General features: G+C 75.0%; 28 protein-coding genes. 9 read left to right on the top strand and 19 right to left on the bottom strand.

Going from position 1 to position 25017, the window contains the following annotated elements:
- The first annotated feature begins 94 nt into the window (after positions 1-94).
- A complete protein-coding gene (locus ACIRD3_RS13110; protein ID WP_402214877.1) occupies positions 95-898 on the top strand; it encodes a putative protein N(5)-glutamine methyltransferase in 804 nt (267 codons plus the stop codon).
- Positions 899-1018: 120 nt separating this feature from the next.
- Here ACIRD3_RS13110 and ACIRD3_RS13105 read toward each other — a convergent pair whose 3' ends face one another.
- From ACIRD3_RS13105 to ACIRD3_RS13040, 14 genes are all read right to left on the bottom strand, one after another.
- Positions 1019-1447 carry a PPOX class F420-dependent oxidoreductase gene (locus tag ACIRD3_RS13105; protein WP_402214875.1) on the bottom strand — a complete coding sequence of 143 codons (429 nt, stop codon included), beginning with the start codon at positions 1445-1447 and terminating at the stop codon, positions 1019-1021.
- A 231-nt stretch (positions 1448-1678) separates the two neighbouring features.
- A complete protein-coding gene (locus tag ACIRD3_RS13100) occupies positions 1679-1843 on the bottom strand; it encodes a hypothetical protein (RefSeq protein WP_402214874.1) in 165 nt (54 codons plus the stop codon).
- 40 nt (positions 1844-1883) lie between these two features.
- Complete coding sequence (locus ACIRD3_RS13095; protein ID WP_402214872.1) at positions 1884-3407, bottom strand: ABC transporter substrate-binding protein; 1524 nt, start codon at positions 3405-3407, stop codon at positions 1884-1886.
- On the bottom strand, positions 3400-4740 hold the full coding sequence (locus tag ACIRD3_RS13090; RefSeq protein WP_402214870.1) for an acetyl-CoA carboxylase biotin carboxylase subunit family protein: 1341 nt from the start codon (positions 4738-4740) through the stop codon (positions 3400-3402). The genes ACIRD3_RS13095 and ACIRD3_RS13090 overlap by 8 nt, the downstream gene beginning before the upstream one ends.
- Complete coding sequence (locus ACIRD3_RS13085) at positions 4737-5909, bottom strand: GNAT family N-acetyltransferase (protein WP_402214868.1); 1173 nt, start codon at positions 5907-5909, stop codon at positions 4737-4739. Before ACIRD3_RS13085 ends, ACIRD3_RS13090 begins: the two co-directional genes overlap by 4 nt.
- Positions 5906-6739: a PhzF family phenazine biosynthesis protein gene (locus ACIRD3_RS13080; protein WP_402214867.1), complete on the bottom strand. Its 834-nt coding sequence runs from the start codon at positions 6737-6739 to the stop codon at positions 5906-5908. The genes ACIRD3_RS13085 and ACIRD3_RS13080 overlap by 4 nt, the downstream gene beginning before the upstream one ends.
- Positions 6736-8085, bottom strand: a complete 1350-nt coding sequence (locus ACIRD3_RS13075) for an aspartate aminotransferase family protein (protein ID WP_402214865.1) — start codon at positions 8083-8085, stop codon at positions 6736-6738. The genes ACIRD3_RS13080 and ACIRD3_RS13075 overlap by 4 nt, the downstream gene beginning before the upstream one ends.
- A complete protein-coding gene (locus tag ACIRD3_RS13070) occupies positions 8082-8846 on the bottom strand; it encodes a creatininase family protein (RefSeq protein WP_402214863.1) in 765 nt (254 codons plus the stop codon). Before ACIRD3_RS13070 ends, ACIRD3_RS13075 begins: the two co-directional genes overlap by 4 nt.
- Complete coding sequence (locus tag ACIRD3_RS13065; protein ID WP_402214861.1) at positions 8843-9574, bottom strand: SDR family NAD(P)-dependent oxidoreductase; 732 nt, start codon at positions 9572-9574, stop codon at positions 8843-8845. The genes ACIRD3_RS13070 and ACIRD3_RS13065 overlap by 4 nt, the downstream gene beginning before the upstream one ends.
- Positions 9571-10983, bottom strand: coding sequence for a 3-phosphoshikimate 1-carboxyvinyltransferase (locus tag ACIRD3_RS13060; RefSeq protein WP_402214860.1), 1413 nt, complete (start codon positions 10981-10983; stop codon positions 9571-9573). The genes ACIRD3_RS13065 and ACIRD3_RS13060 overlap by 4 nt, the downstream gene beginning before the upstream one ends.
- Entirely contained in the window at positions 10980-12179 is a 1200-nt protein-coding gene (locus ACIRD3_RS13055) for a Coenzyme F420 hydrogenase/dehydrogenase, beta subunit C-terminal domain (protein WP_402214858.1), read from the bottom strand. Before ACIRD3_RS13055 ends, ACIRD3_RS13060 begins: the two co-directional genes overlap by 4 nt.
- Positions 12180-12233: 54 nt before the next feature.
- Positions 12234-12830, bottom strand: a complete 597-nt coding sequence (locus ACIRD3_RS13050; RefSeq protein WP_402214856.1) for a DinB family protein — start codon at positions 12828-12830, stop codon at positions 12234-12236.
- A gap of 197 nt (positions 12831-13027) precedes the next feature.
- Entirely contained in the window at positions 13028-14302 is a 1275-nt protein-coding gene (locus ACIRD3_RS13045; protein WP_402214854.1) for an MFS transporter, read from the bottom strand.
- The gene (locus tag ACIRD3_RS13040) at positions 14299-15474 is read right to left on the bottom strand and encodes an ATP-grasp domain-containing protein (RefSeq protein WP_402214852.1); all 1176 of its coding nucleotides are present in this window, start codon (positions 15472-15474) and stop codon (positions 14299-14301) included. The genes ACIRD3_RS13045 and ACIRD3_RS13040 overlap by 4 nt, the downstream gene beginning before the upstream one ends.
- 454 nt (positions 15475-15928) lie before the next feature.
- Between ACIRD3_RS13040 and ACIRD3_RS13035 the strand changes: the two genes are divergently transcribed.
- Positions 15929-16432 carry a DinB family protein gene (locus ACIRD3_RS13035; RefSeq protein WP_402214850.1) on the top strand — a complete coding sequence of 168 codons (504 nt, stop codon included), beginning with the start codon at positions 15929-15931 and terminating at the stop codon, positions 16430-16432.
- A gap of 60 nt (positions 16433-16492) precedes the next feature.
- Here ACIRD3_RS13035 and ACIRD3_RS13030 read toward each other — a convergent pair whose 3' ends face one another.
- Positions 16493-17956 carry a pyridoxal phosphate-dependent decarboxylase family protein gene (locus ACIRD3_RS13030; RefSeq protein ID WP_402214848.1) on the bottom strand — a complete coding sequence of 488 codons (1464 nt, stop codon included), beginning with the start codon at positions 17954-17956 and terminating at the stop codon, positions 16493-16495.
- Positions 17957-18176: 220 nt separating this feature from the next.
- On the opposite strand from ACIRD3_RS13030, the gene ACIRD3_RS13025 reads away from it, so the two are divergent.
- On the top strand, positions 18177-18797 hold the full coding sequence (locus tag ACIRD3_RS13025) for a formylglycine-generating enzyme family protein (protein WP_402214846.1): 621 nt from the start codon (positions 18177-18179) through the stop codon (positions 18795-18797).
- Positions 18798-18846: 49 nt separating this feature from the next.
- Here ACIRD3_RS13025 and ACIRD3_RS13020 read toward each other — a convergent pair whose 3' ends face one another.
- Positions 18847-19962, bottom strand: a complete 1116-nt coding sequence (locus ACIRD3_RS13020; RefSeq protein WP_402214844.1) for a serine hydrolase domain-containing protein — start codon at positions 19960-19962, stop codon at positions 18847-18849.
- A gap of 155 nt (positions 19963-20117) precedes the next feature.
- Here ACIRD3_RS13020 and ACIRD3_RS13015 point away from each other — a divergent pair, with 155 nt between their 5' ends.
- A complete protein-coding gene (locus ACIRD3_RS13015; protein WP_402214843.1) occupies positions 20118-21044 on the top strand; it encodes a helix-turn-helix domain-containing protein in 927 nt (308 codons plus the stop codon).
- A gap of 60 nt (positions 21045-21104) precedes the next feature.
- Here ACIRD3_RS13015 and ACIRD3_RS13010 read toward each other — a convergent pair whose 3' ends face one another.
- On the bottom strand, positions 21105-21572 hold the full coding sequence (locus ACIRD3_RS13010; RefSeq protein WP_402214841.1) for an ArsI/CadI family heavy metal resistance metalloenzyme: 468 nt from the start codon (positions 21570-21572) through the stop codon (positions 21105-21107).
- An 88-nt stretch (positions 21573-21660) separates the two neighbouring features.
- Here ACIRD3_RS13010 and ACIRD3_RS13005 point away from each other — a divergent pair, with 88 nt between their 5' ends.
- The 5 genes from ACIRD3_RS13005 to ACIRD3_RS12985 all read left to right on the top strand — a co-directional run bounded on the left by ACIRD3_RS13005 (position 21661) and on the right by ACIRD3_RS12985 (position 24160).
- Positions 21661-22032: an ArsR/SmtB family transcription factor gene (locus ACIRD3_RS13005; protein ID WP_402214839.1), complete on the top strand. Its 372-nt coding sequence runs from the start codon at positions 21661-21663 to the stop codon at positions 22030-22032.
- A complete protein-coding gene (locus tag ACIRD3_RS13000) occupies positions 22029-22775 on the top strand; it encodes an aquaporin (protein WP_402214838.1) in 747 nt (248 codons plus the stop codon). The genes ACIRD3_RS13005 and ACIRD3_RS13000 overlap by 4 nt, the downstream gene beginning before the upstream one ends.
- A gap of 36 nt (positions 22776-22811) precedes the next feature.
- The gene (locus ACIRD3_RS12995) at positions 22812-23249 is read left to right on the top strand and encodes an arsenate reductase ArsC (RefSeq protein ID WP_402214836.1); all 438 of its coding nucleotides are present in this window, start codon (positions 22812-22814) and stop codon (positions 23247-23249) included.
- Complete coding sequence (locus ACIRD3_RS12990; protein ID WP_402214834.1) at positions 23246-23752, top strand: GNAT family N-acetyltransferase; 507 nt, start codon at positions 23246-23248, stop codon at positions 23750-23752. Before ACIRD3_RS12995 ends, ACIRD3_RS12990 begins: the two co-directional genes overlap by 4 nt.
- 63 nt (positions 23753-23815) lie before the next feature.
- The gene (locus ACIRD3_RS12985; RefSeq protein WP_402214832.1) at positions 23816-24160 is read left to right on the top strand and encodes a hypothetical protein; all 345 of its coding nucleotides are present in this window, start codon (positions 23816-23818) and stop codon (positions 24158-24160) included.
- Positions 24161-24249: 89 nt separating this feature from the next.
- Here ACIRD3_RS12985 and ACIRD3_RS12980 read toward each other — a convergent pair whose 3' ends face one another.
- Entirely contained in the window at positions 24250-24483 is a 234-nt protein-coding gene (locus ACIRD3_RS12980) for a DUF6296 family protein (RefSeq protein WP_402214830.1), read from the bottom strand.
- 13 nt (positions 24484-24496) lie between these two features.
- Entirely contained in the window at positions 24497-24901 is a 405-nt protein-coding gene (locus tag ACIRD3_RS12975) for an STAS domain-containing protein (protein ID WP_402214828.1), read from the bottom strand.
- Between the last annotated feature and the right edge of the window lie 116 nt (positions 24902-25017).

The raw sequence follows: 25017 nt of genomic DNA, 5'->3' as shown, positions 1-25017 counted from the left end.
GGGTGGCGCGCCGACACGGCGTCGGCCCTGCGGGAGCCCCGACGGAGTTCTCCTCCTCCGTTCACCTCCTCCCGTTCACCCCGAAGGGGTTCTCTTGCCGGTCTTCTCCTCCGCCGCTCTCCGTTCCTCGGTGGCCTCCCGGCTGCGCGCCGCCGGATGCGTCTTCGCCGAGGACGAGGCGCGGATCCTGCTCAGCGCCGCCGCCTCGCCCGCCGAACTGGCCGCCATGGTCCGCGCCCGGGCCGACGGGCGGCCGCTCGAACACGTCGTCGGCTGGGCCGAGTTCGCCGGTCTGCGGATCGCCGTCGACCCGGGCGTCTTCGTGCCGCGCCGCCGCAGCGAGTTCCTGGCCGCCGCCGCCACCGCGCTGACCGGGCCGCCCCGCGGCCCCGGCGCGGTGGTGCTCGACCTGTGCTGCGGCAGCGGCGCGCTGGCCGCCGCCGTCGCGGCCGGCGCGGCCCACCCCATCGAGCTCCACGCGGCCGACACCGCCCCGGACGCGGTCCGCTGCGCCCGCCGCAACCTGGCCGGCACCGCGGCCGCCGTCCACCAGGGCGACCTGTTCGACGCCCTGCCCGAGGCGCTGCGCGGCCGGGTGGACGTGCTGATCGCCAACGTGCCGTACGTGCCGACCGGGGACATCGCGCTGCTGCCGCCCGAGGCGCGGCTGCACGAGGCCCGGCCGGCGCTCGACGGCGGCGCGGACGGCCTGGACGTGCTGCGGAGGGTCGCCGCGGCGGCGCCGGCGTGGCTGGCGCCGGGCGGATCGCTGCTGTTCGAGACCAGCGAGCGGCAGGTGGCGACGGCCCTCGCCGTCACCCGGGCGGCCGGGCTGACGGCGGAGGCGAGCCGGCAGGAGGACCTGGACGCCACGGTGGTCACCGCGACGCTGCGCTGAGCCGGGTCCACCGGAGCCCGGCGCACAGCGGGCCCGGTGCGGCCACCGCCCCCCACACGGTGGCCGCACCGGGCCCGGACGTCCGAGGAGCTCCCGGATGTCCCCGGCCCCCGCAAGACCTCAGAGGCGGGTGCCGTACACGTGGTCGACCGGGATGGTGAGCAGCACCCGGCGGTCGGAGACCATCGCCTCGCGGTACTCCGCCCAGTCGGGGTGCTCCCCGGCGGCGCGGCGGTAGTAGTCGACCAGCGCCTCGACCTCGGGGCCGTCCGGGTCGGTGCCGGGGCCGGTGAGGGTGGCGACGCCCTCGGCGGTCACCCAGGAGCGCCCGTCCGGCCCGGTCACCTCCAGGCTGACCCTCGGGTCCCGGCGCAGGTTGGCGGTCTTGGCGAGCCCGTCCCGGGTGGAGACCAGGATGACGTTCGCCTCCCGGTCGTAGAACGGCAGGACGGGGGAGAGCTGGGGCCGGCCGTCCGCCTTGATGGTGGCGAGGATGCCGAGGCGGCTCTGCGCGAGCAGTGCGTACGGGTCGAAGTGCGTGGTGGTCATGGGAGCATCATCGGGCTTCACACCGGTGTGAAGGTCAAGGCGCGGCAGGCGTGTTGGGCGGACCGGAGGGTCGACCCGGCCGGGCTCGGACGCTCGGCCCGCCCGGTGCCTGCCTGCCCCGACTCCCGGGCCGCCCGGCACCGGGCCCGGACGTCGGGGTGCCGGTCGGGACATCGCCCGGTGGTCGGGCGGGTGCCTCCGCGCGGCGGCGCGAAGGCACCCGTGGCGGTGTCAGACGCCGTACAGGGCCGGATCGCGCGGGGCTTCCGCGGCGTCGGCGTGGCCGGCGTGGGGCCGGTCGGCGGCGGAGGTGGCGGGGGAGGCCTGCTCGTAGGTCTCGGTGCGGTCCTCCGGGGCTGCGGTGTCGGGCTGGTCGCGGTGGGCGGTGGTGGTCACGGTCGGTCTGTCCTCGGCTGGTGGGGAGCCGCCCGGGCCGTCAGGCCTTCGGACGGAAGGAACGCAGGACGGGTTCGCCGAACAGGTCCACCACGGGACCGTCGACGTCGAAGGAGTCCAGCGCGACCAGGTGGTACTGGACGCCGAACCACAGCGGCAGCAGCGGCAGGTCGGCGCAGGCCCGCGCCTCGGCCTCGGCGTACAGCGCCTGCCGCTTGGCGCCGTCCGCGGTGGCGCGCGCGGTGTCGATGAGCCGGTCGACCTCCGGTTCCCGGTACCGGGTGAAGTTGTCGTCGCCGATCGAGGCGGAGTGGAACAGCGGGTAGAGGAAGTTGTCCGCCGACGGGTAGTCGATGGCCCAGGTCATCCGGAACAGCGTGTCCGCGCGCCCCAGCCAGCGCAGGAACTCCGGCCAGACCATCGGCCGGGGCGTGATGTGCCAGCCGAGGTTCTCGTTCAGCTGCGCGACGGCGCTCTCCACCCACTGGTCGTGCCCCAGGCCCGCGTTGTAGGCGAACTCGGTGGTGACCGGTCCGACGCCGCGCTCGGCCAGCAGTGCACGGGCGGCCGCGGGGTCGTAGCGCACGGCGGTGAGGTCGGCGTCGTCCTGCCCGGCCAGGGCCGGCGGCAGGATGCGCTGGGCCAGCGGCCGGGTGCCGCTGAACGCGGTGTCGATGATGGCCTGCCGGTCCACGGCCATCGCCACCGCCCGGCGCACCGCCGGGTCGTCGAAGGGCGCCACGTCCGTGGGGAACCCGATGTACTGCATCAGCGCGCAGGGGGTGCGGCGGAAGCGCTCGCCCAGCGGCAGGGAGTCCGGGATGCGCGCCGGCGGGACCTTGACCACGTCCAGCTCGCCGCGGTGCCAGGCCTGGTAGGCGTCCTCCAGTTCCTCGTAGATGCGGAAGTCCAGCAGGTCGGCGTGGCCCGCGCCGCCGTCCGGGAAGGCGCCGTTGGCGGCGTAGTAGTCCTCGAAGCGTTCCAGGACCAGGCCGCGGCCCGTCCGCCACGGCTCCAGGACGCGGTACGGGCCGGTGCTGACCGGGTGCACGCGGAACAGCTCGGCGTCGGCCTCGGCCAGTTCGGCCGGCACCGGTGCGGTGACCCGGTGTCCGAAGACCGAGGCCACCTCGTGGAAGGGGCGCACCAGGGTGACCCGCAGGACGTCCCGGCCCAGGGCGCGGACCCCGGCGAGGACCCGGGACCGGCCGTCCCGGACGTCCTGGTAGCCCTCCACACAGGCGAGGTGGTAGGCGAGCTTGGAGCCGGTCTCCGGACGGGCGACCCGCGACAGCGAGTAGACGTAGTCCGCCGCGGTCACCTCGCGGCCGTGGTGGAAGCGCACGCCGGGCCGCAGGGTGAAGTCCACCTGCAGGCCGTCCGCCGACACCTCCCACCCCTGCGCGGCGGCGGGCCGGGGCTCGCCGGTGGCGGGGCTGTAGTCCACCAGGGGGTCGGCGAGGAAGCGCAGCAGCAGCGCGCCGTCGTGCTCGAAACCGTTGCAGGGGTCGATCGAGGACGGCTCCCCGATGAAGACCCGGATCCGACGGGGGGTGTCAGCCATGGGTGGCGCTCACTTTCGTGGGGTCGAACGGCCGGAGGGTGAAGGTGTCGGGTCCGCCGAGCCGGGCGGCCAGGTCGAACAGCTCCTGCGGGGTGTCGGTGGCGGCCACCACCCGCAGCAGGTTGCTCGCCGTGCCGGCGGCCGAGTCGACGACCTCGCCGGGCTGGACCACGTGGTGCACGGTGGAGACGCCCGGCACGGCTGCCAGTTCGGCGGCGGTGGGCGTGCGCTCGACGGTGTGCCGGCCGCACGGGGGCTGGGGGGTGAGGTAGGCGGACCACCGGCGGTGCACCGGGTGGACCTCGGGGGTGAGGCCGACCGCCGTCCGGGCGAGGTTCAGCGGCAGGTCGTAGCCGGCGGTCAGCAGGAGCTGCTCGGGGACGCTGCCGCCCACCCGCCCGTTGACCTCGATCACCCGCGGCCCGTCGGCGGTCAGCTTCACCTCGGTGTGGGTCGCCCCGAAGCGGATGCCCAGGGCCGCGTGGGCCTGCCGGACGTGGGCGACGGCCTCCTCGCACTCCTCGGCCGGGCGCAGCGCGGGCAGGATGTGCCCGTTCTCGCGGAACGGCCGCGACAGCGGGAGCTTGTCGGACACGGCCAGCACGCACAGCTCCCCGTCGACCATCAGCGCCTCGACCGACAGGTAGTCCCCGAGCCCGTCGCGTGCCCGCCGCGGGTCGCCGACCAGCTCCTCCTCCAGCAGCATCGCCGGGCGCAGGTGGCCCACCCGGGCGTCGGCGTGCGCCAGGGCCCGGGCGGTCTCCCAGAGCGCGGGCAGGTCGCCGGGCTCCTCGACCCGGAAGGTGGCCAGGCTGCCCATGCCCACCGCGGGCTTGAGCACCGCGGGGAAGGCCGCCGAACGCACCGCCTCCCGCACCTCCCGCGGCCCGTGCAGCTCGCGCACCTGCGGCACGGGCAGGCCCGCGGCCCGCATCAGGCGGCGCTGAGCGCGCTTGTCCTGCAGTGCGTCCAGCGCCTCGGGCGGGTTGGCGGGCAGCCCGGCCCGCCAGGCGACCCGCTGGGCGGCGTGCACCACCCGCTCGCTGAAGGCGACCACGCCCTCGGCGCCGCCGGTGCGCAGGGCCTCGGCCAGCGCGTCCGGGAGGTCCTCGGGTGAGCCGAGGGTGGTCAGCCGGCCCCCGGCGGCGGGCACCGCGGCCAGGGCCCGGGCGCGGCGTTCGCGGGCGCCGCCGCTCTCGACGTCGAGCGACAGCACCTCGACGTCGAAGTGCCGCAGCAAGGAGGGCAGGTAGAGGGAGGGGTGCGGGCCGCCGGGGGCGTCGACGACGGCGATGCGCGGGCGGTGTCCTGGCCCGGTCGGGGTGGGGGTCATCGCTCGTCTCCCGGCTTCAGGGCGGTGTCGGGCCAGGCCGGGTCCAGGCCGAGGTCGGCGCAGAGCCCGGCCTGACGGTCGGCGGTCGCCGCCGCGGCGGCCCGCCGCAGCGGGGCGGGCCAGTGCACCACGCCCCAGGTGGGGACGGGGGCGCAGCCCCGGGCCAGCTTGGCGCCGTAGGTCCCGGTGCCGAAGGAGTACCGGGTCACGCCGTGCTCGATGCCCCACAGGATCGGCTCGTAGTACACGGCGTTGAAGTAGGCGAAGTCCTCGCCCAGGACCTCGTAGTCGAAGCCGGCCAGCCGCACGTGGAGCCGGTCGCCGTCGGCCAGGGCGAGGCTCAGGCCGACGGGCTGCCCGTCCTTCTCGCACAGGAAGACCCGGACGTGCTCCTCCACGCTCGCGCGCAGGTGCGCGTAGTCGGCCAGGATCGACTCCAGGGAGCCGCCGGCGCCGTAGCGGCGACGCAGCGACAGCTGCAGCCGGGCGGTGGTCTCGTCGAGGGCCGACGTGCCGTGCAGCACTCGGGTGGTGATCCCGGCCTCGGCGAACTGGCGGCGCTCCCGCCGGATCTTGTTGCGCCGGGGGCTGCGCAGGGTTGCCAGGTAGCCCTCGAAGTCGGCCCAGCCGCCTTCGAGTTCCATGTGCGCCGCGGCCAGGAACGGCGCGGAGGCCTCCTCGCCCAGGGCGGCGGCGACGTCCCGGACGCTGCCGGGGTCGCGCAGGTACAGGAACCCGACGGCGGCGCAACCCTCGTCGGCGGCCTGGTCGGCGACGGCCCGGGCGAGCGCGCGGCGCTGGGCCGACCGGGTCGCGGCGTCCGCGTCCGGGTCGGTGAGCAGCACGCAGTGCGCACCGGAGACGGCGGCGACGGCGTTGGGGAACAGGGCGTCGGCGCCGGCGGCCGGTCCGCTCGGGCCGGCCAGGAAGGACGACAGGTCGTACAGCGAGAGCACGCCGTCGTCCGGGACGATCCGGAACGAGGCCAGCGCCGCGGCGCGGCCGGTCCCGTCCTCCAGGACGACATGACGCAGCAGTCCGCCGGCGGACGCCTCGCAGTAGGCGAGCCAGGCCGGCGTCTCGTACAGCACCGCGTCGCGCAGCAGCGGGCCCAGGTCGGGCAGGTCGGCCACGCGCCGGTACACCCGGGTGGTGGTGGAGGTGGTCACGGCAGCTCCAGGGTTCCTCGGGCGAGCGGCAGGACCTCTCCGCCGAGCAGCACCTCGTCGGCGCCCGCCAGGCGCAGCCGCAGGTGGCCCTGGCGGGCCGGGTCGGCCGGGCCCTGGACGACGGTCAGGTCCCCGCGTACGCCGTGCCGTGCCTCGATCTGTCCGAGGCCCAGCACCGCGCCGCCGGTGGCGGAGTCCTCGGCACCGGCCAGCGAGGTGGTGAACACCCGTACCCGGCGCCGGCCCCCGTCCTCCGCGGCGGACAGTACGAGGCCGTTGGTGCCGGTGGCCTCGCAGAGGGCGAGCACGTCCGGCGCCGCGATGTCCAGCGCGGCCAGCTGTCCGGCGTCGGCGCAGCCCAGGTGCAGCCGGCTGCGGGCCTGACGCAGGACCACCGGCGGCCGGTCGGGGTCGGGGTCGGCGCGGACGATGTCCGGCCACGCCGTCTCCTCCGGGCGCGGCCGCGCGGTGGCGGGGCGGGCCCAGACGACCGGGCCCTCCCGGTGGACCGTCAGCTCCTCGCCCGCGAGGTGCCGGACCCGGTGCGCGGTGCCCTCGGGGACGCCGAGGGCGACGACGGCCGCCAGCGAGGTCTGGACGCACTGGGCGAGTTCCTCGACGGGGGAGAAGGTGCGCAGCAGGACCCGGTCCGCCGAGGCCTCCTGGACGAAGCCGGTGTCGGGGACGTCCAGCGCGGCGGCCAGCGCGGCCGGGTCGGCGGTGGGCGCCCCGGGCAGCACGATGGCGGTGTGGTTGCCGCCCCGCGTACCGGAGGCGAACACCCGGCACCAGAACAGCCCTGCCGCTCCGGGGGCGTGTGCGGGGGTCATGCGGGCACCTCCGCCGGGACGCCGGCGGCTGGCGCGCGGCCCCCCGCCTCGGCGTGCAGGGCCTCGGCCAGGGCGGCCACCGAGGCGTCCAGTTCCGCGTCGGTGATGGTGAGCGGCGGGGTCCACTTCACCACCGCGCCGTCCGCGCCGCCGCGCAGGGCGATCACACCCAGGTCGCGCATCCGCCGCACCACGGCGCTCGTGAAGGCGCCGCGGTCGGCGGCCGGGGCCTCGGCGACGCGGACGCCGGTCATCAGCCCGCGGCCGATGGTCTCCAGCCGCACGCCCGGGACGTCCAGGGCGCCGACCGCGCGCACGAGCCGGTCGCCCGCGGCACCGGCCCGGGCGGGCAGGTCCTGCTCGGCCAGGGTGTCCAGCACCGCCAGACCCGCCGCGCAGGCGACCGGGTTCGCCGAGAAGGTGCTGGTCTGGCGCAGCGGCGCCAGCGCGGAGAGCAGGGCGCGCGGACCCACGACCGCGGACACCGGAAGCCCGCCGCCGAGCGCCTTGCCCAGCACGACCAGGTCGGGCACGACGCCCTCGTGGGCGAAGCCGAACATCGCGCCGGTGCGGCCGAAGCCCGTGAAGATCTCGTCGACGACGAGCAGCATGCCGCGCTCGCTGGTGAACGACCGCAGCTCGGACAGCAGGCCGGGGGCCGCGGCCTGCATGCCGCCCGCGCCCTGCACCGTCTCCACGATGAGGCCGGCCACATCGCCGGCACCGAAGTCGGGGTGGTCGAGGATCTCCTGCCCGAAGCGGTGCCCGGTGCCGGGCGCGGCACCCGGCGGCACGTGGCCGGGTGCGGTCGGGTAGGGCAGGGACAGCCCGGCCACCGGTAGCTCGGTGACCCCGGCCCGGTAGGCGGAGTTCGCGGTGACCGCCAGCGAACCCGAGGTCTTGCCGTGGTAGCCGCCCAGGAAGCCCAGGACCTGGCGGCGGCCGGTCGCCGCCCGGGCGGTCTTGAGCGCGGCCTCGACCGCCTCGGTGCCGGTGGTGCACCACAGCACCATCGGGTCCTCCCAGGGCAGCAGCGCGCACAGCCGCTCGGTCAGGCGGGCCCGGGCGGGGCAGGTGAACTGCCAGCCGCCGTGGGCGAATTCGGCGAGCTGGGCCTGCATGGCGGCGAGCACGGCGGGGTGTCCGTGGCCGAGCGCGTGCACGCCGGAACCGGAGGTGAGGTCCAGGTACGGGCGGCCCTGCTCGTCCCACACCCGGCTGCCCCGGCCGCGGACCAGCGCCACGCCGATGTCGGCGCCGATCGTGGCGGCCATCGAGGGGCTCTCGCGGCGGGCCACGACCTGGAGGGAGTCCACGGCCGCGCCGCCGGCGGCGGGGGTGCTCACAGCCACCCCCGCTCGCGGACCAGCGCGTCCACCCGCTCGACCAGGGCGTCCGTGACGGCCCGGCCCTTCTTGGCGTCCGCGGCGGTCGGGTCGCCCAGCACACCGCTGGGCACGTCCTCGCGACGGAAGCGCACCACGTGGTGGGCGCGCTTGCTCACGTGCAGGTCGTCGCGGGTCAGGTCGCCGGCCGGCAGGGTGCCGGGAGCGATCAGCCCGGTGCGGACCCGCTCGGGGTACCAGTGCAGGAACACCGAGGTCAGGCCCTCCCCGGCGTGGGACTCGCTGGTGGAGTCGGAGACCTCGCGGATGACGTCGCTGACCAGCTGCGCCCACTCCACGACCACGACGTCGGTGCCGTGGCGCTCGGCCAGCTCCCGGGCGGCGAGCAGCATCGGCTCGTGGTTCTCGTCGTGACCGTTGAGGATGAGCAGGCGGTTGCTGTGCGGCACGGCGGTCCGCGCCATCGCGGTGGCCTGGCCGACCAGCACGTCGGCGGGCACCCGCTGGCTGCCCGGCCAGTCCTGGAAGGCGTGCAGCACTCCGGTGCGGATGCTGCCGAGCACGACCGCGCCGTGCCGGGCGGAGGAGAGCTCGGCGAGCCGCTGCACCACGAGGGTGTCCGCTCCGAGCGGCAGGTGCGGCCCGTGCTGCTCGGTGCTGCCGGCGACCAGGATCCAGTAGGGCACCCGCGGGGCCAGTTCCTCGAACTCGCTCCAGGTGAGGTCCTCCAGCCAGGTGGCCGTGGAAAGGGGTGGTGTCATGCGAGTCGACCTCCATCGACGATCACGGTCTGGCCCGTGAGGTAGGTGTTGCGGGGGGACACGAGGAAGGCGATCACGTCGGCGAGCTCGTCGGCCTCGCCCAGGCGTCCCGCCGGGATCTGCTCGCGGTAGCGGGCGACGGCCTCGGGGTCGTCGGGCCAGGCCGGGTTGGCGACCTTGCCGGGGGCGACGCCGTTGACCAGGACGCCGTCCGGGCCGTAGCGCACGGCGAAGGTCCGTACCAGCGACGCCACCCCGGCCTTGGCCGCCGCGTAGGCGGCGCCGGCGGTGGTCCGCCCGGTGTGGGCGGCGGCCGAGCCGACCGCCACCGCCCGTCCGCCGCCGGCCGCGGCCATGGCGGGCACCAGGGTGCGCAGCAGCAGGTAGCAGCTGGTCAGGTTGACGTCCAGGACCCGACGGAAGAGCTCCGGCGGCACCTGGTCCTCCGGGACCGCCCGTCCGTCGCCGCCCTTGGGGGACCAGCCCTGGCACAGCACCAGCGCGCCCGGCGCGCCGCGCTCGCGCAGCAGCCCGTCCAGCGCCTGCGCCACCGCGGTCTCGTCGGTCAGCTCGACCTGCGCCCAGGCGGTGCCGGGGCGGCGTGGCGCGACGCGGTCCAGCACCACCACCTCCCGGCCGTCGACCCGCAGCCGCTCGGCCGCGGCCGCGCCCAGGAAGCCCGAGCCGCCCGCGACCACCGCGTAGCGCTCCGGCGCGGGGGCGCTCACAGCGCCTCCACCGAGGCGAAGCGCGCCAGCTCGCGGAGCGCGGACGGGTTGGACGTCGCCACCGCCGCGGTGCCGGACAGCTCGGTGGTGCCGCCGGAGAGCACGGCCAGGACGAAGGCGGCGAAGATGATCCGGTGATCGGCGGGCAGGTCCACCCGGGCGGGCGCGACCAGGGGCGAGGGCTCCACCACCAGTCCGTCGTCGGTGGCCCGGGCCGACGCCCCGAAGGCGCGCAGCAGCTCGACGACGGAGGCGATCCGGTCGGTGTCCTTGCCGCGCAGCTCGGCGGCGTCCCGCACCACCGTGGTCCCGCGGGCGGTCGTCGCCAGGGCGGCGACCAGCGGCAGTTCGTCGATGCAGCTCTGCACCAGGGCGGGCCCGGACACCTCGGTGCCGGTCAGCGGGCCGGGCAGGCTGACCCGGATGTCCCCGACCGGCTCCGGGGCGGCACCGCCCCGCGGGATCTCCTCGACCCGGGCGCCCATCGCCTCGACGACCCGCAGGAACCCGGTGCGCCGCCGGTTCAGGCAGACCTCGCGCAGGGTCAGTTCCCCCGCCGAGCCCGGCGACGCCAGGTGCAGGGCGGCCAGGAACGCCGCCGCGGAGGGGTCGCCGGGGACGGTCAGGTCGAAGGCCGTCGGACGGCGGGGGGTGACCAGCAGGTCGGTGCCGCTCTCCTGGACCGGCACACCGGTCCAGCGCAGCAGCCGCTCGGTGTGGTCGCGTGCGGCCGTGCGGCGCCGGACGCGCACCGGGCCGTCGGCGGCCGTGGCCGCCAGCAGCAGGGCGGAGACCGGCTGGGCGGAGTCCACCGTGACCTCGACCTCGCCGCCGCGCAGGCGGGTGCCGGTGACGCGGATCGGAAGCCGGTCGGGGTCGCCCAGCTCCGCCAGGTCCGCACCGAGCGCCCGCAGGGGCCGGACGACCTCGCCCATCGGCCGGGCGCGCAGCAGTTCGTTGCCGGTCACCGTGCAGCTCGCGCCGCTGCCGGCCAGCAGGGCCAGCAGCAGCCGCGAGGTGGTGGCGCTGTTGCCGACGTCCAGGGTCAGGCCCCGGGCCCGGATGTCGGCGACGGCCCGGCCGGTGACGGCCACCGAGCGCGGGCCCAGCGGCTCGACCGCGACGCCCAGCCCGGACAGGGCGCGCAGGTTGGCGCGGACGTCGCGGCAGTCGGCGAGGTTGGACAGCCGGGAGGTGCCGTCCGCCAGGGCGGCCAGGATCGTCGCCCGCTGGGAGATGGCCTTGTCGGGGTGCGGGTACAGCCACGCGGGCGCGGGCGTGCCGGCGCGCAGCGGGCCGACCAGGACCCGGTCGGGCTGCTCGGCGGCCGGGCCGAAGACCTCGGCGGTGCCGACGTGCGCGCCGGGTGCGGGTGCGGGTGCGGGTGCGGGTGCGTGGGGCGGGGTCATGGGTTCCTACTCATCAGCTCGATCAACTCGCCGTCCTCCAGGGTGTCCACCGCTTCCTCCTCGGCCACCGGGGACGTGGGGATCTCACCGGCGCGGTCGCGTGCGTAGGAGGCGTAGCGGTGCCGCTTGCGCTGCAGGCCCAGGCTCTCCTCGGGCAGGAAGACCTCCTCCGTGACCAGCAGGGAACCGTCGGCCACGGCGGCGTCCAGCAGGGCCTGGCCCTCGGCCGTCCTGGTCAGCACGGCCGACGCCTTGTCGGTGCGTTCGCCCTCGCGGCTGGTACGGAAGATGTTGGGGTCGCCGTCGGCGATGGAGATGTCCGCCAGGCCGCTCCACCAGTCGGGGCACGCCAGGCAGCGGAAGGTCTTGAAGTTCTTGAACTCCAGGACCAGTTCGTGGAAGGGCAGGGCGTGCTCGGCGCCCTCGCGGTCCCGCACGGTGAACTCGCCCGGATAGGTGCCGGCCCGGTACTTCATGCCCGTGACGTCCACCAGCGGCAGGCCCAGCCGCCCCTCGATGAGGTGCTCGGTACCCTCCCGCCGGGTGTTGGAGGCGCAGCCGATCTCCAGGGTGAGCACGATCCGCTCGGCGACCGGCGGCGGCACCGGGAGGTTGCGCATCTTCTGCACGGCCTCGATCTGGCAGGCCAGTCCGACCATGCCGATGCGCTCGTACGGGGCGTCGCGCAGGACCTGCAGGTTGGGCGTGATGCAGTAGCTGGCCTGCGCGCACGCGATGATCTGCTCGGGGGTGTCGGCGAGTCGGGCCATGGGCACCCAGGGGCGCTCCGGGTCCCGCCCGACGACCAGCGCCGCGTCGATGCGCCCCTGCTCCAGGGCCGCGACCAGCAGGGCGGTGGCGGCGCCGCCGGCGGAGGCCGCGCCGTGGACGGCGGGAGCGCCCGCGCGGGCCCGGTAGGAGTGCCGGAAGATGCCGGTCCAGCGCTCCTCGGCGGTCCTCGTCCGGCCGAAGACGCGCCGCTCGGAGGCCGGGACGCCGGTGTCCCGCCCGGGGCACACGTCCGTGCACAGGGTGCAGGTCCCGCACGTGCCGTCGGTCAGGCCGGGGGCGGCCAGCGGGACCGTCTGGTCCGGGCCGATGGTCAGAACGTTCTCGGGGCACACGGCCGCGCAGGCGCCGCAGCTGGCGCACAGGTCGGCGTCGAGCACGCTGCGCCGCAGTTCGCTGAACGTCATGGACTCACGTCCTTCGCACGGAAGAGTCGGACGGGGGTGCGGTCACGGCGCGGTTCATCGCGAGGCGCCGACCGCGGACCGCAGCTGGTCGAGGTGGTCCTTGTCGTGGCCGGCGAGCACCGCGAGCAGGACCCGGACGGACTCGGCGCCGCGGTAGGACAGCACGCCCCGGCGGTCCAGGTCCTGGGGGCTGAGCGAGCGGGCCAGCGCGACGGTGTTGCGGCGGGCGGTCTCGAAGCGCGCGAGGGCGTCCTCGACCGGCTCGATGTCGAAGAAGCGGGTCCAGGGGTCGGAGTCGTAGCCGAAGATCTCCGGGGTGTCCTCGGTGAGGATGGAGCGGATGCGGACGGCGTTGACGGCCTCGTTGTCGGCGAAGTGGTGCACCACCTGGCCGGCGCTCCACTCTCCCGGGGCGGGCGCGAGGGACAGCCGCTCGGGGTCGGTCTCCTCGACGAGCTTGCGCACCGCGGCGGGGGTCTCGGTGAGCAGGTCCAGGATGTCCTTCCCGGCGGTGAGCAGCCCGAAGGCCCGGCGCTGGCCGGGGGTGCAGCGGTCCTCCGCCACGGCCTGCTCGGCCCACTCGCGGGCCTGCGGGTCGTTCGGAGCGTCGAAGAGCCGATCCAGGACGGCGGCCCAGTCCAGTGCGGTCATGGCTTCCCTACCTCTTTCCGGGTTCTGTGGCGGGCGACGACGGCCGTGGCCGTCTTGAGGGGTGCTGCGCTTCCCGAGCCCGGCACGTCGGCGCGTCGGCGGGCAGGCATGCGGGCGGGCCGGCGCGGGCGAGGGTGGCGCGCGGCCGTCTGCGGGCAGGGGAAGGCGGTCGGTCGGGGACGGTGGTGGTGTGCGGCTCAGGTGGTGGGGCGCGGGCCGACGCCTTGGCTGATGGTGGGGCGCGGGTCGACGCCCTGGCCGAAGAGCCGGTCGCGCAGGGTGGCGGTGGCCAGGGCGAAGGCCACCAGGTAACAGGCGATGACGCCGCCGTAGAGCAGGGCTGCACCGTGCAGCCCGATGTCCTGGAGCAAGGGTCCGGACAGCGGGATCAGTGCGATGGCGGTCACTGAGGTCGCGCACTCCTGGGTGATGGACAGCCGGCCCAGGATGGCGACCGAAGCGCGGGTCTGCAGCAGGGTGTCCAGGCTGGTGGCGCCCAGGGCGGCGGCGATGCCCAGCAGCAGGAAGGCGAACCCCGCCACCACGAGCGACCGGCCGACGGCCAGGGCCACCAGCCCGCACAGGGCCAGGGCGCAGGCGACACCGACCAGGGCCGAGCGCCGCTGGTCCAGACGCCGCACGGCCAGGATGGTGAGCAGTGCGCCGGCCGAGGCGCTGCCGTCCAGCACGGCGATGCCGAACGAGCCGCCGTGCACGGCGTCGTTGACCGGAGCGACCAGGACGGTCGCCAGCGAGGTCACCACGGGGGGCATGCCGCCCAGCACCAGGTGCACCCGCAGCCCGGGGTTGTCGGCCAGGACACGCCCCAGCTGGCGCCAGTTCTCCGAGAAGGAGACGGCGGCCGGGGCTTCGTCGGTGCCGCGCTCGGGTCCGCCGCCGACCGTCCCCCGCAGCAGGACCAGGGTCGCCGTACCGGCCAGCAGCAAGGCACCGGTGGCACAGACCACCGCACCGGGCGGGAGGACGGCGTACAGCCCGGCGACCACGCCGAGCCCGCACAGCTGGGCCGCCTGGAGCAGGCCGAACCGCAGGGCGTTGACCCGGGCCAGCTCCTCGGGCGGGCTGACCATGCGCCCCAGGACGAAGCTGGCCGAGCGGTAGAGCGGACGGATGAACGCGGACACCAGGAACACCGCGACCAGCGGCAGCCGTCCGCCGCCCGCCCACAGCAGGGCGCCGCCGGCCAGGACCGCCGTGCCGCGCACGGCGTTGGACGTCAGCGCCACCCCGAGCACACTGCGGCGGTCGAGGATGCTGCCGCCGACCATCTGGCCGACGAAGCCGAGGGCGTACTCGACGGCGACGAGGAACCCGAAGGTGGAGGCACTGCCGGTCTGTTGGTAGAAGGCCAGGCCGGTGGCCAGGGTGAAGCCGCCGACGCCGATGTTGGTGAGGAAGAAGCCGGTGAGGTAGGTGACGACGGAGGCACGGGGGGAGAGGCGCGCGCTCATGCCTCTTCTGCCACGCGGACGCCGAGGACGGCCACGGCCTCCTCGGCACGGCGGACGGCGGTGTCGGCGTCGGAGGCCGCGACCCGGGCCGAGGCGAGGCGGGAGTAGGAGCTGTGCAGGCCGCTGAGCGCGGAGCCGTCCTCGACGAGCTGGGTGACGTCCTGCACGCCCTCGAGGGCGCGGGCCTCCGCCAGGCCGTCGATGCCGGCGAGCCGGCCGGACTGCGGCGGGGCGAGGTAACGGATCGCCCCGGCAGCCAGGTAGTGGGGGCGCTCGGCGCGGGAGGCGACCTCCTCGCGGTCGGCGATGGACTCGCCCGCGAGCTGGCGCAGGAACAGTTCGGTGATGTCGACGCCGGTCGCGATCTCCACCAGCTCCGCGATCTCGTCCCCGGCCTGGCGCAGGTGCGTCTCGACGAGCACCGGCCCGTCGGCTCCGAGAATGACCTCGGTGTGGGTGATGCCGCTGGTGATGCCGAGGGCGGTCAGACAGGCGCGCACATGGGCCAGGATCCGGTCGGCGTCGACGTCGGGTATGCGGGCGGGCACCACGTGGCCGAGCTCGACCTTGGTGGCCTCGTCCTTGAACTTCTCGGTGATCGCGAAGACGTAGTGGTGCCCCTGGTGGGTGACCACCTCGACACTGAACTCCGGGCCCTCGATGAAGCGTTCGGCCAGCGGCAAGGAGTGCTCGAGGCGAGGCGCCCTGGCGTCGTGGCTGGTGGTGAAGGCCCGCTCGACATCGGCCTCGGAGCGGACCACGGCGATGCCGGCACTGGCCCGGCCCTTGCTCGGCTTGACCAGCAGCGGGGGGCCCACCTCGGCGTAGAACTCCGCGAGCTCGCCCGCGCTCGCCACCTGGCGGAAGGGCGTCTTCTCCACGCCGGAGGCGTTGAGCTGCTCGCGCATGGTGGTCTTGTCGTGGCAGCGGCGCACGACCTCGGGGGAGTGGAAGTCGATGCCGAGGTGCTCGGCGATCGCGGCGGCCTTGTCCTGGTCGATCTCGGCGAGCGAGGCCACGGTGTCGATCGGCCACTCCTGGTGCAGGTGGCGCGCGGCGGCGAGCCAGGCCTCCAGCGGGGCCGCGTCGTTGAGCACGATGACGGCCTCGTTCTCCTCCAACCGGTGCACCCACTGCAGGACCGACGCCCGGCACAGGACGACGGTGGTCACCCCCTGGGCGATCCGGCGCAACCGCGGCTGAAGACCGGAGCCACCGCCAACAACGAGCACCCGCGACATAGAGATCCCCCCGGGAAGCCGGACGCCGGGCGGGAGCCCGGACGGTCGGCCGTAGTCATGTACAGGCAAGCGGTAGTGATCCTCAATCAGCGCACCTGCACGGGCAATGAGATTCTCGGAAGCTGAGATCATTCCGCGCCTTTTGAGCCAACACCGCCCGCACGCCACCTGTGACTTCTCGTGGCCCGGCGCGGTGGGGGCGCCATCAGGCCAGCTGGAGGCGGTCCGTACGGGGTGTCGTACGGATGGCCGAATCCCGCCCCGGCGCCGGTTCTCGTCACGTGAACGGCGCCGCCCCGCTCCGTGAACAGGGCCGGTCCGCCCGTGAGCGGGGCCGCCTCGCGCGCGCGTCGGGTGTGTCGGTGGCGGCTGCTACGGTCCGCGCATGAGCAAACGAGTGCCCTTCACGGGTGGGGAGAAGGAAAGCCTGCACGCGGCGCTGGACCGGCACCGCGACGCGGTGCTGTGGAAGGTGGAGGGGCTGGACGACGAGCAGCTGCGCCGTCCGATGACGCCGTCGGGCACGAACCTGCTGGGCCTGGTGAAGCACCTCGGCGGTGCCGAACTCGGCTGGTTCCGCGAGACCTTCGGGCGGGAGACGGGGCCGCTGCCGTTCGACATCGACGCCGACGATTCCTCGGACATGCGGGTGGAGCCGCACGAGTCGACGGCCGACGTCCTGGCCTTCTACGCCCGGGCGCGGGCCGCCGCGGACGAGGTGATCCACGAACTGGCGCTGGACGACCTCGGGACGTCCTGGTCGGGCAACACCGTCACGCTGCGCTGGGTGCTGATCCACATGACGACGGAGACCGCGCGGCACGCCGGCCACCTGGACATCCTGCGGGAGCTGATCGACGGCGGGACGGGGGACCACGACCGCGGCTGACCCGGGAGCCCGGTGCGCGCCCCCGGCCGCGCGGGGGAACGGCACCGGCCCCGGGGTCGGTCAGGCGCGGAAGTCCTGATCGCCGGTCAGCTTCCGTACGGCTCGGGCCAGCGCCTCCGCCGTGCGCCGGACGTCCGCCTCCGTGGTGCGCCAGTTGCTGAACGCCGCGCGCAGGGCGGGCCGGTCGGCGTAGCGGGTGGGGGTGACGAAGGCGTCCTCGGCCAGCTCGGCGGTGAGGGCGGCGAGCCGTTCGGCGGTCGGGTCCGTGTCCAGCGTGAAGCAGACGACGTTCAGCCGCACCGGGGCGAGCAGCCGCAGGCCGTCGATCCGTTCCACCGCCGCGCCGAGCGCCCGGGCGCCCGCGATGTTGCGCTCCACGATCTCCCGGTGGCCGGCGCGCCCGTACGCGCGCAGGGTGAACCAGGCGGCGAGGGCGCGCAGCCGGTGCGAGTTCTCCGGGGTGAGGTGGACCAGGTCGGGGTGCTCACCCTCCTGGCTCGGGCCGGCGGACGGCGCGGGACCGAGGTAGACGGCGGCGTTGCGGAACACCCGGGTCTGCAGGTCGGGGCGGCGGGTGAACTGCACCGCGCTGTCGTACGGCACGTTGAGCCACTTGTGCAGGTCGACGCAGACCGAGTCGGCGAGGTCCAGGCCGGCCACCAGCCCGGCGTGGTCCGGCGACAGCGCGGCGAAGGCGCCGAACGCGGCGTCCACGTGCAGCCAGAACCCGTACCGCTCGCGCAGGTCCGCGATCGCGCGCAGGTCGTCGAAGTCGACGGTGTTCACCGTGCCCGCGTTGGCCACCACGACGCACGGCCCGTCGGCCCCGGCCAGCGCCCGCTCCAGCGCGGCCACGTCCACCGCCTCCCGGCCCGGCAGGACGGGTACGGTCCGCAGCGCCGTCCGGCCGAGGCCGAGCACCGACAGCGCCTTGGCGACGGAGGAGTGCGCGCTGCCGGACAGCACCCGCACCTGGCCGAGCGCGCCGACCCCGTCCTCGGCGACGTCCACCCCGAGCCGCTCGCCCAGCCACTCGCGGGCGATCGCCAGCCCGACCGTGTTCGACATGGTCGCGCCGCTGACGAAGGTGCCGTGGTGCGCCGCCGAGAGTCCGAACAGCTCGCGCAGACGGCCGACCGTCTCCCGCTCCAGGTGCTGACCGGCCGGATCCAGCGAGGAGTTGGCGTTCTGGTCGACGGTGGAGGTCAGCCAGTCGCCCGCCAGCGCCGCCGGGGTCGCGCCACCGGTCACGAAGCCGAAGTAGCGCGGCCCGGCACTCGCCGACAGCCGGGGCTCCCACCGCTCGGCGTACTCCGCCAGCGCCGCCGCCAGCCCTCCGCCCTCCTCGGCGAAGCCGGCCCCCTCGGCTGCCGCGGCGGACCCGGCGGACCCGGCGCCGGGCTGAGCCGCCCGCGTCACGACGGGCCGCCGGTCCAGGCCGCCGAGGAAGGTGAGGGCCTGCTGCCGGGTCTCCTCCAGGAGCTCGGGCAACCGCCGGAGATCGGCGGCGAGTTCGGGGTGCATGGGACTTCTCCGTTGATCGACTCCGCCCGAGCCTAGTGCGGGGCCCCGCGCGCTGTCCGGGGCCAATCCGCTCCCGGTGGCCTGGTCAGCGCGCCGGTGTCCTGGCGGGCGCTGCCGGTGTCCTGGGGCGCGCCGCCGGTGCGGCCCGCCCGCGGGCGTGCGGGCCGCAGGGTCACCGGCTCGCCGTAGGAGAGCCGCAGTGAAACCGTAGGATCACCGGATGATCACCGTTCCGGCAGGCCGAGTCACGCTCTCCGACCGTCGCACCCAGCGCAGTTGGGCCCTCGACGTCGCACCGTTCGAGCTGGCCGACTGTCCGGTCACCCGCGAGCAGTACGAAGGCGTGGCCGGCGACCGGCACCCCGCGCACAGCGTCTCGTGGTTCGACGCCGTCCGGTACTGCAACGAGCTCTCCGCGCGTGAGGGCCTCGCCCCCGCCTACCGGTGGGACGGCGAGGACGTCACGTGGAACCGCTCCGCCGACGGCTACCGGCTGCCCACCGAGGCCGAGTGGGAACACGCCTGCCGCGCCGGGACGGACGGCCCGCGCTACGGCCCCCTGGACGAGGTCGCCTGGCACCGGGGCAACTCCGGCGAACGCCTCCGGGAGGTGGGCCGACTCCTCCCCAACGCCTACGGGTTGTACGACCTGCTCGGCAACGTGTGGGAGTGGTGCTGGGACGTGTACGACGCCGAGGTGTACGGCGGCTACCGCGTCCTGCGCGGCGGCGGCTGGTTCGACGAGCACTGGAGCTGCCGCGCCTCCGTCCGCCGCCGCAGCCACCCGACGCTGCGGATCGACGACGTGGGATTCCGGCTCGCGCGCTCGATCGGTGGGTGAGAGGGCGCCCGTCGGCCCGGCCCGGCCAGGCCGTCCGTCCCGGCGATCGTCAGCGCAGGCCGCTGTAGGCGGCCATGACGATCTCCATGCCGCGGTCGTCGTCCTGGCGGTCGCGGTCGATCATGCGGTTCATGACGTAGGCCACCGTCATCCGCGCCTCGGGGTCGCTCGCGACCAGCGAGCCGCCCCAGCCGCCCCAGCCGAAGGTGGTGCCGAACTTGCCGAAGCCCGCCGTCCAGCACATCGGCGTGCCGAGGACGCGGTCCTCGCCGCGGAACAGCTCCTGCCACGCGGGCTCGCAGCCCCGGGCGGACAGCAGCCGCACGCCGCCGGCCGTACCCCGGTTCGCCAGCACCGAGTGGACGAGGGCGACCGACCGGGCGTTGCCGAAGCCGTTCACGGCGGGGAGCTGCGCACGGCGCCACGCCACCGAGTTGACGTCCCGGACCCGGATCGCGGCGCCACCGGTCTGCCGGGGTGCGCCGTCCCGGCCGGGCGGCGCGTCGGCGGCGTACTCGTCGGTCAGTGACGGCGGCGGGATGAGCGGTGCGACGCGGTGGTCGTGCTCGGCGGGGAGCCCGATGTGGAAGTCCGCGCCCAGCGGACCGGCCACCTCCTCGGCGAAGAACTCGCCGATGCCGCGGCCGGTGACGCGGCGGACGAGCTCGCCGACGAGGAACCCGAAGGTGAGGGCGTGATAGCCGGCGGCCGTGCCGGGCTCCCAGGCGGGGGCCTGCGCGGCCAGACCCGCCGTCACCTTCTCCCAGTCGTAGAGGTCCTCGACCGCGGTCAGCCCGGCCGGCGCCGGCAGCCCCGCGGTGTGGGACAGCACGTGCCGCACCAGCACGCCCTCCTTCCCGGCCGCGCCGAACTCGGGCCAGTAGCCGGCGACGGGCGCGGACAGGTCGAGCCGGCCCCGGTCGGCCAGGATCAGCGCGCACAGGGCGGTCATGTTCTTGGTCGTGGAGTTCACGCAGGTGAGGGTGGAGCGCTCCCAGGGGGCCGAGCGGTCCGCGTCGGCGTAGCCGCCCCAGAGGTCCACCACCGGCTCGCCGTCGAGCATGACGGCGACCGAGGCGCCCACGTCGTCCTTGCCGAGCGAGGCGGCGAGCGCCGCACGGACCGCGGCGAAGCGTGGCTCGCAGAGTCCCTTAACATCGATCATGGGTACCAGCCTCGGGCCACGCCGGGGCCTTGCGCCCGACAGTTCCCGCACCATTTCGGTCGGGCGGCTTTCGGTCGGTTGGGCGGTTTCGGTCGGTCGGGCCGTTTCGGTCGGTCGGGCGGCTTCGGTCGGGCGGCGCGAAAGGACGGACACGCGTGCTGGAGCGGCTGAACGAGGCGTTGGACCACCTGGAGGCCCGCCTCTCGGAGGCCGGCCCCGACCGGGAGGCCGAGGTCGCCGAGGCGGCCCGGATCGCCGCGATGTCGGAGTACCACTTCCGGCGGCTGTTCTCCACCCTCGCCGGGATGCCGCTCGCGGTCTACCTGCGGCGCCGGCGGATGACGCTCGCCGGGGCCGAGGTGCTGGCCGGGGAGCTCACCCTGCTCGACGTCGCGGTGCGCTACGGGTACGGCTCGGGCGAGGCCTTCGCCCGGGCGTTCCGGTCGGTGCACGGCGTCGGTCCGGGCGAGGCCCGGCGCACGGGCGCGGTGCTCACGGCGCAGCCCCGGATGTCCTTCCGCGTCGTCGTCGAGGGCAGCACGACCATGCGGTACCGGATCGTGGAGAAGGCGGCGTTCCGGGTCCTCGGCAGGAGAGCGCGGGTGCCGCTCGTGCACCGGGGGGTCAACGCGGCCGCCACGGCGCACCTGAAGGGCCTGGACGAGCGGACGGTCGTCCGGATGAAGGAGCTGGCGGAGCGGTCCGACCGGGAGCCGCGGGGGATCCTGTCGGCGGCGGTGCACCGGACCGACAGCCGCGAGGACGGCGCCGAGGCGGACTACTGGATCGGCGTGGTGGCCGGCCCCGAGGCGGCCGCGGAGGACGCCGGGGAACCCGACGCCCTCGACGCCCTCGGCGTACCCGCCGGGACCTGGGCGGTGTTCGACAACCGAGGGCCCTATCCGCACGCCCTCCAGGACCTGTGGCGGGACGTGTTCACGCAGTGGTTCCCGTCGAACCCGTACGAGAGCCGGCCGGGTCCGGAGCTCCTGCGGACCCGGCCCGTGGAGATCGGCGCGGAGACCGACTCCCAGCTGTGGATCCCGGTCGAGCGCACCGGCGGGAGCGGATCCCGGCCGTGACCACGGTCGTGACCACGGGCCTCAGCCCCCTCGGGCCGGGGCCGTCAGTCGTCGATGGGGTCAGCCGCAGGCGCATCCGGTGGCAACGGCGGGGGGTTCGGTGGTCCGGTCGGTGCCGGCGCAGCAGGTGCTGGGCGCGGCGGCGCTCTTGCCGAGGGTGTCGGCGTCGGCCTTGACGACGTAGACCTCCCAGGGCTCCTTGCCGGGCCCGTGGACCCAGACCTTGTCCTGGAGGGCGTAGCAGCAGGAGGTGTCGTTCTCCTCGAACGTCGCGAGGCCGGCGTCCTTGAGGCGCGTGGTGGCGGCGGTGACCTGCCCGGTGCTCTCGACCTCGACGCCGAGGTGGTCCAGACGGGTGTCGTCACCCGGCTCGCCCTCGATGAGGACGAGCTTGAGCGGGGGTTCGGCAATGGCGAAGTTCGCGTAGCCGGGCCGGCGCTTGGCGGGCTCGACGCCGAACAGCTTGGAGTAGAAGGCGATCGAGCCTTCGAGGTCGGCGACGCGCAGGGCGAGCTGTACGCGGGACATGGCGGTTCTCCCCGATCCGTTTCTTGATTCGATGGATGTCGATATGGATGACGTTGCCACCCGCATAGATGGATGTCAACATAGACGTATGTCGAATCTGGAACTGCCGGTGCTCGGCCGGGACGACGCGGCCGCGTGCTGCTCGCCGATGGTCCGCGAACCCCTGGGCGAGGACGCCGCCCTCGACCTGGCGAAGATGTTCAAGGCCTTGTCGGACCCGGTGCGGCTGCGGCTGCTGTCGCTGATCGCCTCGCACGAGGGCGGCGAGGCCTGCGTCTGCGACCTGACCGGCCCCTTCGACGTGTCCCAGCCGACCATCTCCCACCACCTCAAGGTGCTGCGCGAGGCCGGGCTGGTCGGCTCCGAGCGCCGCGGTACCTGGGTGTACTACTGGGTGCTGCCCGCCGCGCTGGCCAGGCTCTCGGCCCTGCTCCAGACCCCCGCCGGAGGGTCCAGATGACCGAGACGGCGCTGCTCGGCCGCCGGACGGCCGCCGAGTTCCTCGGGACGGGCGCACTCGTGGCCGTCGTGGTCGGCTCCGGCATCCAGGCGACCAAGCTCTCCCAGGACGTCGGCGTCCAGCTGCTGGCCAACTCGCTCGCGACCGTGTTCGGCCTCGGCGTGCTGATCGTGCTCCTCGGCCCCGTCTCCGGCGCCCACTTCAACCCGGCCGTGACCCTGGCGGCCTGGTGGACCGGCCGCCGCGCCGGCACGGGCCCCGAGCTGCGTGAGGTCGCGGCCTACGTCCCGGCCCAGATCGCCGGCGCCATCGGCGGCTCGGTGCTCGCGGACGCGATGTTCGCCGAGCCGCTCGCTGCCTGGTCGACCCATGACCGCTGGGCACCGCACCTGTGGCTGGGCGAGGTCGTCGCGACGGCCGGCCTGATCCTGCTGATCCTCGGCCTGGCCCGGGTCGGCCGCGCGCACGTCGCCCCGGTCGCGGTCGCCTCCTTCATCGGCGCCGCCTACTGGTTCACCTCCTCGACCAGCTTCGCCAACCCCGCGGTGACCATCGGTCGCGCGTTCACCGACACCTTCGCCGGTATCGCCCCCGCCTCCGTGCTGCCGTTCATCGCCGCCCAGCTCGTCGGCCTGGCCGTCGGTGTCGCGCTGGTCGCCGTGCTGTTCGGGCGACCGACCCCGGCCGCCGAGGACCTCGTCATCCCGCACGCCGACCACCACCCGGCCGAAGCCGCCCGCTGACGCAGCCTTCCGCCTCGAAGACCCAAGGACCCTTCCGTGAGCACTCCCGCCGTCCCGTCTCTCCCGTCCGTCCCGTCCGTGCTGTTCGTCTGCGTGCACAACGCCGGCCGTTCCCAGATGGCCGCCGCCTTCCTCACCCGCCTCGGCGGCGACCGGGTCGAGGTCCGGTCGGCCGGCTCCGCCCCGGCGGACACCGTGAACCCGGCCGTGGTCCAGGCCCTGGCCGAGGTCGGGATCGACATCTCCGCCGAGACCCCGAAGGTGCTCACCACCGAGGCCGTCCAGGCCTCCGACGTGGTGATCACCATGGGCTGCGGCGACGCCTGCCCGTACTTCCCCGGCAAGCGGTACCTGGACTGGAAGCTCGACGACCCGGCCGGCCAGGGCGTCGACGCCGTCCGTCCGATCCGCGACGGGATCGAACGGCGGGTCCGCGGCCTGCTCGCCGACCTCGGCATCCCGGCCCGGGCATGACCGGCCCCGCCGCGGTCCGCGTGACGGGCATGCTGCCCGAACACGCCGAGCAGGTGCTGGCGATCTACCAGCTCGGCATCGACGGCGGCGACGCGACCTTCGAGGAAGCCGCCCCGAGCTGGGAGGCCTTCGACGCCGCCCGCCTCGCCGGGCATCGCCTGGTCGCCGTCGACCGGGCGGGCCGGGTGCTCGGCTGGGCCGCCGTCGTGGCGGTCTCCGACCGGTGCGCGTACGCCGGCGTCGTCGAGCACTCCGTCTACGTCCATCCCCACGCGCGCGGCCAGGGCATCGGCGCTCTCCTGCTGGACGCGCTGATCGCCTCCACCGAGGCGGCCGGGATCTGGACCATCCAGTCCGGGATCTTCCCGGAGAACACCGCCAGCCTCGCCCTCCACGAGCGGGCCGGGTTCCGGGTGATCGGAATCCGCGAACGGATCGGCAAGCACCACGGCCGCTGGCGCGACGTCGTCCTCCTCGAACGCCGCAGCCCGACGGTCGACTGACCCACGGGCCGACCCCCTGGTCCTCTCGACCTCGGTCAGGTCGGGACCTGCGATCATCCACTCATGAGCTACGACCTGGCGGTGTGGGAGGGAGAGCGGCCGCGCGACGAGGACGCGGCCGCGGTCTACGAGGAGCTCTGCGAGCGTCACCTCGAGTCGGAGGACGTGTCCGCGGAGCCGACGCCGCGCATCGAGGCGTACGTCGAAGCACTCCTCGCGCGGTATCCGGACGACGTCCCCGGCAGCCCCTGGGCGTCGCCGCCCGTCATGGACGAGGCCTCGGGCCCGATCGTCTACCTGGTCATGTCCTACCGGAGGGCGGAGGAAGCCTCCGCGTACGCCGCCGCCCTGGCTCGCGCGCACGGGCTCGTCTGCTACGACCCCCAGGGAGAAACCCTCCGAGGTTGAACCCTCCACCGGTGACGACGCTCGTGACGCGGGGCCCTGCCCGGCCCCGCCCTCGCCTTCGGCCGCAGCGCCTCGACGACCGCACCCGGTCAGGGCAGTCGCACGGCGTGAAGGCAGGGGTGGCGGACGGGCCCCGGCAACGCGGTGAGCGGCCGGGCCGCCTCTCCTTCGATCGCCACCCGGAACGCGCCCGCCTCGTCCGCGTACACCGGTGCCCCGGCAGCGGTGTACGTGCCGGTGGGATGCACGACGACGACCTCGGGCGGCCGGTGCCGGCCGGGCGGCGCGGGCAGGGTGACCGCGTAGCGCTGTGGTCTGTCCATCGGTCGCCTCGCTTCATCCGGGGTGCGGTTCGGTACGTGCCAGGGCGGCGGGGACGCTGTCGTGGATGGTGAGCACCTCGTCGGCGCCGGTGATCTCCAGCAGCCGGCGGGTCTGGGGGGTGGGCGCGGCCAGCATCAGCGGAAGGCCGGCGGCCTGGGCGGCGAGCCGGGCCTTGAGGAGCGCGTTGAGGCACGTGGAGTCGCAGAAGGTGAGCCCCGCGAGGTCGACGACCAGTCGGGGCGGGCACGCGGCCACGGCGTGCTCGAGCGCGCTCTCCAGCCGCCGGCGCTCGTCGTGGTCGCTCTCCCCGTGGAGGTGGACGACCTGGGCGGTGCCGCTGATGGTCGTGGTGGTGATCCGCAGCAGCGGCACGGAGAAACCCGCGTTCTCGGAGGGTGTGCCGTTCCGAGGGGACATGAGGGCTCCCTTCCGGCGGGGAAAGGTGTCTGTTCGCGCGCCTGCCCCGGGTCGGCGGCCTCGGCCGAGGGGCCGGCGTCACCGAAACGAAGGCACGACGTGGACGCTCCCGCACT

It is taken from the genome of Kitasatospora sp. NPDC093550 (assembly GCF_044764985.1).
Taxonomy (GTDB): domain Bacteria; phylum Actinomycetota; class Actinomycetes; order Streptomycetales; family Streptomycetaceae; genus Kitasatospora.
The sequence above is the reverse complement of the archived record's forward strand: the minus strand, read 5'-3'. Positions and strand labels throughout refer to the sequence as shown.